We start from the raw sequence: 7661 nt of genomic DNA, 5'->3' as shown, positions 1-7661 counted from the left end.
AGCCGGGCTCAATTCGGGACAATCGGTGAAACTGTCCCGTTATCGGGCATGTTCGCACTTCTGCAAACGATTGTTGCGGTTTGCACGCAAACAGCTAGGATGCGGCCAAATCCGCGAAAGACGGGTTTTCCCGACAGAGGATCGTTCCGGATGCGCAAACCCAAGCCCCATCTGCCGCTCGCCCGCATATTGGAGATGAACCTGGGCTTTTTCGGCCTGCAATTCTCCTTCGGCCTGCAGCAGGGCAACATGGCCCCGATCTACAGCTATCTGGGCGCCGAGGAGGCGAGCCTGCCGCTGCTGCTGCTCGCCGGGCCGATCACCGGGCTGGTGGTGCAGCCGATCATCGGCGCGATGAGCGATCGGACGGACAGCCGGTTCGGGCGGCGCACCCCCTATTTCCTGTTCGGCGCGGTGCTGTGCGCGCTGGGGCTGTTCTTCATGCCGCTGAGCGCATCGCTGTTGATGGCGGCGTCGCTGTTGTGGATCCTGGACGCGGGCAACAACATCACGATGGAGCCGTACCGCGCCTATGTCGCGGACCGGCTGGACGCGCCGCAGCACGGACTGGGCTTCCTGACGCAAAGCGCGTTCACCGGCCTGGCCCAGATGCTCGCCTTCCTCACGCCTTCCATCCTCGTCTTCTTGGGCATGAACCAGGACTGGGTCGACGCGCACAACATCCCCTATACCGCGCGGGTGACGTTCATGGCGGGCGCGGTCCTGTCGCTGACCACCATCCTCTGGTCGATCCGGCGCGTGCCCGAACTGCCGCTGGAGCCCGAGGAAAAGGCCCGCATCGCCGCCCAGTCCAAGTCCCCCGGTGCGGTACTGGCCGAGATCGGCACCGCGATCCGCGACATGCCGGTGGCGATGCGCAAGCTGGCGCTGATGAGCCTGTTCCAATGGTATGCGATGGGCGGATACTGGGCGTACATCATCTATGCCATCGGCCGGTCGGTCTATGGCACCGCCCAGGCCAATTCGTCGGGCTTCCATTCCGCCGTGCTGGCCAATGGCGAGATGGCGGCTTTCTACAACGGCGTCGCCTTTATCGCTGCCTTTGCGATGGTGCCGCTTGCCCGGCGCATCGGCGCGGCCCCGCTTCATGCCGCCTGTCTGGTGCTTGCCGGGATCGGCATGCTGTGGCTGCCGCATATCGAGACCAAGGCGCTGCTGTTCGTGCCCGCGATCGGCGTCGGCCTCGGCTGGGCGAGCATCATGGGCAACCCGTACGTAATCCTGGCCGGGTCGATCCCACCCGAGCGCAACGGCGTCTATATGGGCATCTTCAACATGATGATCGTCATCCCGATGCTGCTGTTCGCGGCGACGATGCCCTTTGCCTATCAGCCGCTGCTGGGCGGCGACCCGCGTCATGTGCTGAGCCTGTGCGGCGTGCTGATGTTCGCCGCCGCCGCCGCGGTCTTCTCGGTGCGGGAGCGCAATGCCGCCGGCCTGCCCGTGGGCGCGACCGCGGCATGAGCGCCTTGGCCCTGCACGGCCCCACGACGAGCATGGTGCTGGAACGCCGCGGCGACGGCACGCCGCTATGGCGCTGGTGGGGCGGCCGGCTGGACGACGACACGCTGCCGGCGCTGGCCGATCTGCGGGCCCCCGCCTCCTTCTCGCTGGATGTCGATCAACCGCTGGCGCTGGTCCCCGCCTATGGCGCCGGCTGGTTCGGCCCGGCGGCGCTGCGCGCGCATCGCGGCGGCCGCCACTTCGCGCATCGCTTCACGACGCAGGACATCGATCGCGGCGCGGATGCGATCACCGTGCATCTGCGCGACGACGACGCCGGCCTGACGCTGGTACAGCGGATCGCGGTGGCGGGCGACATGCTCACCCTGTCCGCCACGCTGACCAACACCGGCGACACGCCGCTGAGCGTCGACTGGCTGGCGAGCGGCACCCTGCCCCTGCCGCACGACTGCACCGCGATCCGCCACTTCACCGGCCGCCACAATGCCGAGTTCGTCGAGGCGGTGGAGCCGATGCCCGCGCAAGGCTGGACGCGGGAGGGCCGTCGCGGGCTGACCGGCCATGCCGGCCCGCCAGGCCTGTTCGTCGAGGGGCCGGGGGCGACCCGCCATGCCGGCCGCGTCCATGCCGCACAACTGGCCTGGTCGGGCAATCACCGGCTGCTCGTCGAGCGGGACGACGAAGGTTACTGGGTCCTGCAGATGGGAATGGCGCTGGCCCCCGGCGAGGTATCTCTGGCGCCGGGCGAGAGCCTGGCGACGCCCGACCTGCTCGCCACCTGTTCCAACGCCGGCCTGAACGGCGCGGTACAGGCGTTCCATGCCGCGATCCGCGCCCGCGCGCCCTGGCCGACGGAGGGGATGCGCCCCCGCCCGGTGCACATCAACAGTTGGGAGGGTTTCTACTTCGACCATGACGAGGCCGCGCTGAAGGCACTTGCCACGCGCGCCGCCGATCTGGGCGTCGAACGCTTCGTGCTGGACGATGGCTGGTTCCGCGGCCGTGACGACGACACCGCGGCCCTTGGCGACTGGGAGCCGGACGCACGCAAATATCCGGACGGACTGGCGCCGCTGGCAACCCATGTCATGGATCTGGGCATGGAGTTCGGCCTTTGGGTCGAACCGGAAATGATCAATCCCGACAGTAACCTGTATCGCGCGCATCCCGATTGGGTGCTGGCGGTGGACGGCGTGCCGCGCATCACCGCGCGCAACCAGCTTGTCCTCGACCTCGGCAGGGCTGCGGTGCGCGACCATCTGTTCGCGCGGCTGGACGCGCTGCTGACCGGGTTGCCGATCGCTTATCTGAAATGGGACCATAACCGCGATCTGGCGCCCGCCGCCGGCGCGGATGGCCACGCAGCCTATGTGGCGCAGGTGCGCGGCGTCTACGCTCTGCTCGACCGGCTGGGTGGCGCGCACCCGGCGGTGGAGATCGAGTCCTGCGCCGGCGGCGGCGGCCGGATCGATGCCGGCATCGCCGCGCGCACGCACCGCTTCTGGACCAGCGACTGCATCGACGCGGTGTCGCGCGTGTCGATGCAGCGCGGCTTCCTGATGTTCATGCCGCCGGAGATGATGGGCGCGCATGTCGGCGCCGCACCCGCCCATTCCACCGGCCGTGCACAAGGCATGGCGTTTCGCGCCGCGGTCGCGCTGCCCGGCCATTTCGGCGTCGAGCTGGACCCGGCCGACATGGCCGCGGACGAGGCGGGCCTGCTCGCCGCCGGCATCGCCCGCTACAAGGCTTTGCGCGAACGGCTGCACAGCGGGCGCGTGTGGCTGGGCGAAGGGCCGGACGGACTGGTCTGGCAGGCGCATGGGGAGCCGGACGACCTGATCCTGCACGTCACCCGCGTCGCGCCCACCACGCTGCGCCGCCCGCCGCCGATCGTGCTGCCGATGCTGGCCGGCGCGGGGGACGTACGCGTCGCGCTGCTGGAGATCGCCACCGTGCCCGGCCACCCCGCGCCCGATGCGCCGCTGTTCGCCGCGATGCGAGGCGGCGGCGTCGTGATCGGCGGCGATGCGCTGGCGACCGCGGGCCTGCCCATGCCGGCGATGAAGGCGGAAAGCGTCGCGCTGTTCCGCCTCACCCGCTCTTCCTGACCGTCACTCCTTCCATGCCAGGACCATTGTCGATGCCGTTACTCGATCCCCTTCCCTCGCACTGGTCCGCCGACGCGGTGGCCGGCATCCCGGAGCAGTTGCCGCACGCGTCGCTGCCCGTGTTCGGCGCGGCCGACGTGGTGCCGATCGCGCCGGGGCTGGACCTGTGGGACATGTGGCAGATCCAGCGCGCGGATGGTTCGACGGTGATCGTCGACGGCCGCAGCTTCTGGTTCTTTCTGGCGACCGAGCGGTTTCCCGATCCCGATATGCGCCATGACGCAGCGCGCATCCGCCTGACCAGTCACGGCGCCGATGGCTGGCGCGATCATGGCTGGACGTTCGATCCCGGCGTCACGCCCGGCAGCCGCGAATGGTCCGGCTGTGCGGTGCTGGGCGACGACGCAGAGACGCTTACCCTGTACTTCACCGCCTCCGGCCGGCCCGGCGGCCCCCGTACCTTTGAGCAGCGCCTGTTCGAGACGCAAGGGCGCTTCCTGGTCGATGCGGGGACCCCGCGCACCGGCGACTGGACCAAGCCGGTCGAATCGGTCGCCGCCGATGGCGCCACCTATCTGGTCGCCGATCAGCGCGAGGCGGTGGACGACCGGATCAAGGGTTTCCGCGACCCCGGCTATTTCCGCGATCCCGTCGACGGCGCCGAATATCTGCTGTTCGTCGGATCGGCCGGCTGGGTGGACGATGTGCATGACGGCGTGATCGGCGCGGCGCGGCGCGAGGGCGACCGCTGGATGCTGATCGCGCCGCCGGTCGAGTCGATCGGCACCAACAGCGAGCTGGAACGCCCGCATGTCATCCACCGGGACGGGCGCTATTATCTGTTCTGGTCGACGCAAGGGAAGCGCTTCGCCCCCGGCCTGCCCGGCGTCACTGGGCTGTACGCGATGGTCGCGGAATCGATGGCGGGTCCGTGGCGGCCGGTGAACGGCACCGGGCTGGTCGCGGCGAACCCGGCGGCGGAGCCCTATCAGGCCTATTGCTGGTGGGTGACGGGCGAGCTGGACGTGATCAGCTTCGTCGACGCCTGGGGGTTGGCAGGGCGCGATCCCGCCGATCCGGCCTTACGCCGCGCGCAGTTCGGCGGCACGGCGGCGCCCTTCTTCCGCCTGTCGATTGAAGGCGACCGGGTGACGATCAAGTGATTTGCTCATCCTCTCCCCTCCGGGGAGCATCAGGGAAATAGCACCCCGTGCTATTTAGTTCATGCTGGGGGCATGAACGACCTGATGCTGGAAGGGGCCCGCTGCCATCAGGCAGTGGGAAGGGTGAGGGGTAGCCACACTGCTGGTCTGCCCCTCACCCTCCCACCGCTTCGCGGCGGGCCCCTCCCTCTCCCCGAAGGGGGAGGGCATCAACCAAACAAAAACGGGGCCGGCTCCTCACCGACCCCGCCCTTGTCACCCCTACCTATCGATCAGAAATTATACCGGATCGACGCCGTCACCGTGCGACCATAGACCGCGGTCGCCTGGAACAGCGTGCTGGTCGCCGATGCCGGGACCAGCGGCACCACCGTACCGCCGCCGCGGAAGCCCAGGGTGTTCAGCAGGTTGTTGGCATTCAGCCCCACCTCGATCTGATCGGTCGGACGCACCTTCAGATAGCCGTTGAGGAAGGTCGACCCCTTCACGCTCAGCGTGTTGAAGTCGTCCAGCGGCACGCTCGTCTGGCCGCTGACGCTGACGCCGCCGGCAAAGAAACCCGCATCATAGGATGGCGAGATCAGGTAGATGAACTTGGGCTGGCCACCCGGACGATTGCCGCGCAGGGCCGGCGTCGCGCTGTCGGTGATCTTCGATTCGATATAGGTCGCGTCGGCCGCCAGGCGGAAATTGCCCAGGTTGAACCGGCCGGTGAACTCGATACCCATCGAACGATAGCTGTTCGAGATGTTGGGATTGTTGTTCGGCGGCAGGTTGGTCAGCCGGGTGAAGTCGAAGTTATTCTCGGTCAGCGTCGAGCGGAAGCCGGTAACTTCGACCGAATAGCTGCCGCTCATCACCTCGCCGCGCTGCTTCCAGCCGATTTCCTGCTGGTTGAGGAAGTTGACCGAGGTGTTGCGGCCTTGCGTGTTGAGCGAGCCGTCCGCGTTGAAGTTGCCGCTCAGCACGCGCCGGTCGGCATTGAAGCGGCCACCGCGGCTGACCCGCGCGAACAGGCTGGTATGCGTGTTGAGCGCATAGAGCGCGCCGAACGACCAGCTGACATAGCTGTCGCGGTAATCGATCCGCTCGGCGGCCGGGTTCAGCACCAGCGACGGGATCGCCGCGCCGTTCACCACCGTCACCGGGCCCTGCACGCCGTTCTGCGCGCTGCCCTCGCCCTTCACCGTGTCGAACCGGACGCTGCCGTCCAGGTCGAGGCCGCCATTCTCGTAGGACAGCGACACGAAGGGCGCATCGTTGGTGTAGGTCAGGTCGACGCGCCGCGCGCAGCAGGTGCCCCAATTGTCGTTGAAGCCCGCCTGCCCCGCCGCGGTCAGCCGCGCGCCGGTGGTGGAGAACAGGTCGAGCGGCGCGGCATTCTCGCCGACCAGCTCGCTATACTGGCGGTTGACGTGCCAGTCCTGCCGGATCGTCTGGCTCATGTGGAACCAGCCGGCGGTGGCGCGCAGCGACCCGCCCAGCACGTCATATTTGCCCGACACCGTCAGGTTGTTGGCGAAATTCCCCATGTCCTTCATCAAGGTGTTGATGTTGGGGTTGTTGTTGACGAACTGGCCGGTGAAAAGCTGGCCTGCGTTCGGGCCGGCGGCATAGCGGATCGCCCCCACCCGCTGGCCGTTCACCGTCGATCCCAGCAGGCTCGAGGTCGCCAGCGCATTGGCGAACTGCGTGGTGAAGTTGCCGCTCATGTCCTGGTAGCGGATGGTGTCGTCCACCGTCACGCCATTGTCGAACTCGTAATGCAACTGCCCGCCGATCGAGGTGACGCGCGGGTGGATACCCTCCACCTCGGCGGAGCGAAGCTGCCCGTCATAGTCGCGGAACTGGAAGGCGCGATTGTAGATCGAATAGGTGGAGCCGTCGCGCGGATCGAGGCCGGGCAGTGCCGAGAAGTCGGTGATCTTGTTGCCCTGGACCCGCGCCAGTGCCGGCGTCGCCGCACTCGTCGGCGCCTGTTCGTCCAACCGCTTGAACAGCAGGCGGACATAGCCGCGATTGTCGGGCAGGTCCTTGGTGACGTTGGCCTTGATCTGATAACCGCGCAGGATGTTGAAATCCTCGTTGGTCAGGCCGCCGCCGTTGCGCGCAAAGCCGCCGACATGGAAGCGCAAGCTGTCGCTGATCGGCGCGCCATAATCGAAATCGACCCGGTTCTCGCGGAAATCCAGCCCCTTGGAGAAAGCGGCCGAACCGCCTGCGCGGTCGCCGGTCTTGCTCAGATAGTTGATCACCGCACCCGGCGCCTGGCTGGCGAAGGTGGAGGACGAACCGCCGCGCACCGCTTCCACCCGCTCGACATTCTGGTCGAAGCGAACCCAGTAGTCGTTGTTGCCGAAGTTGATGTCGCCGAACAGCGTGACGGGCAGGCCGTCTTCCTGCAATGCCACATATTCCGAACCGCCCGTCGACACCGGAATGCCGCGCACGCCGATATTGGCGTTACCGCCGGGGCCGGCGGTGTCGGACGGCTGGAGGCCGGGGATGTTGCGCAGCACCTCCGCCTCGGAGCGCGGCGTGAAGTTGCGGATCGCATCCTGGCTGACCTGCGACACCGAGATCGAGCTGCGGAAGCGCGAACGCTCGCCGCTGGTCGCCGTCACGACGATGTCGTCGCTCTGCTCGGCGGCGGCTTGCGGCGCCGCATCGGTATCGGTGGCCGGTGCCTCGGTCGCGGCGGGAGCGGTCTGCGCCGTGGCGGGCATGGTCCACGCCAGGGACAGCACGATCCCCGACGCACAGCAACGAAGCGCAACCTTGCTCATTCAGCTCTTCCTCTCATGGCCCTGCTCTCTCATCGGCAGGCGAAACAGGATTTCGGGATACCGATCCCACAATCGTTTGCAAAGCGGTTTATGCAATGGATTGCAGGATTGGCGAT

Annotated in this window: 4 protein-coding genes; 3 read left to right on the top strand and 1 reads right to left on the bottom strand. The window is 67.5% G+C overall.

Going from position 1 to position 7661, the window contains the following annotated elements:
- The first annotated feature begins 150 nt into the window (after positions 1 to 150).
- The 3 genes from OXR08_RS15855 to OXR08_RS15845 are packed head-to-tail and all read left to right on the top strand — an operon-like array spanning position 151 to position 4759.
- The gene (locus tag OXR08_RS15855; RefSeq protein WP_267351344.1) at positions 151 to 1485 is read left to right on the top strand and encodes an MFS transporter; all 1335 of its coding nucleotides are present in this window, start codon (positions 151 to 153) and stop codon (positions 1483 to 1485) included.
- The gene (locus tag OXR08_RS15850; protein ID WP_267351342.1) at positions 1482 to 3596 is read left to right on the top strand and encodes an alpha-galactosidase; all 2115 of its coding nucleotides are present in this window, start codon (positions 1482 to 1484) and stop codon (positions 3594 to 3596) included. The genes OXR08_RS15855 and OXR08_RS15850 overlap by 4 nt, the downstream gene beginning before the upstream one ends.
- Before the next feature lie 32 nt (positions 3597 to 3628).
- Complete coding sequence (locus OXR08_RS15845) at positions 3629 to 4759, top strand: glycoside hydrolase family 68 protein (RefSeq protein WP_267351340.1); 1131 nt, start codon at positions 3629 to 3631, stop codon at positions 4757 to 4759.
- A 272-nt stretch (positions 4760 to 5031) separates the two neighbouring features.
- On the opposite strand, the gene OXR08_RS15840 is transcribed toward OXR08_RS15845, so the two are convergent.
- Entirely contained in the window at positions 5032 to 7545 is a 2514-nt protein-coding gene (locus OXR08_RS15840; RefSeq protein ID WP_267351338.1) for a TonB-dependent receptor, read from the bottom strand.
- Positions 7546 to 7661 lie beyond the last annotated feature (116 nt).

Source organism: Sphingomonas sp. GM_Shp_2 (genome assembly GCF_026540875.1).
Taxonomy (GTDB): Bacteria; Pseudomonadota; Alphaproteobacteria; order Sphingomonadales; family Sphingomonadaceae; genus Sphingomonas; species Sphingomonas carotinifaciens.
Note: the sequence above shows the minus strand (reverse complement) of the source record. Positions and strands in the feature narration are given on the sequence as shown.

Coding starts and splice junctions, on each gene's coding strand:
- OXR08_RS15855 (WP_267351344.1), top strand. CDS start 151: ATGCGCAAACCCAAGCCCCATCTGCCGCTCGCCCGCATATTGGAGATG.
- OXR08_RS15850 (WP_267351342.1), top strand. CDS start 1,482: ATGAGCGCCTTGGCCCTGCACGGCCCCACGACGAGCATGGTGCTGGAA.
- OXR08_RS15845 (WP_267351340.1), top strand. CDS start 3,629: ATGCCGTTACTCGATCCCCTTCCCTCGCACTGGTCCGCCGACGCGGTG.
- OXR08_RS15840 (WP_267351338.1), bottom strand. CDS start 7,545: ATGAGCAAGGTTGCGCTTCGTTGCTGTGCGTCGGGGATCGTGCTGTCC.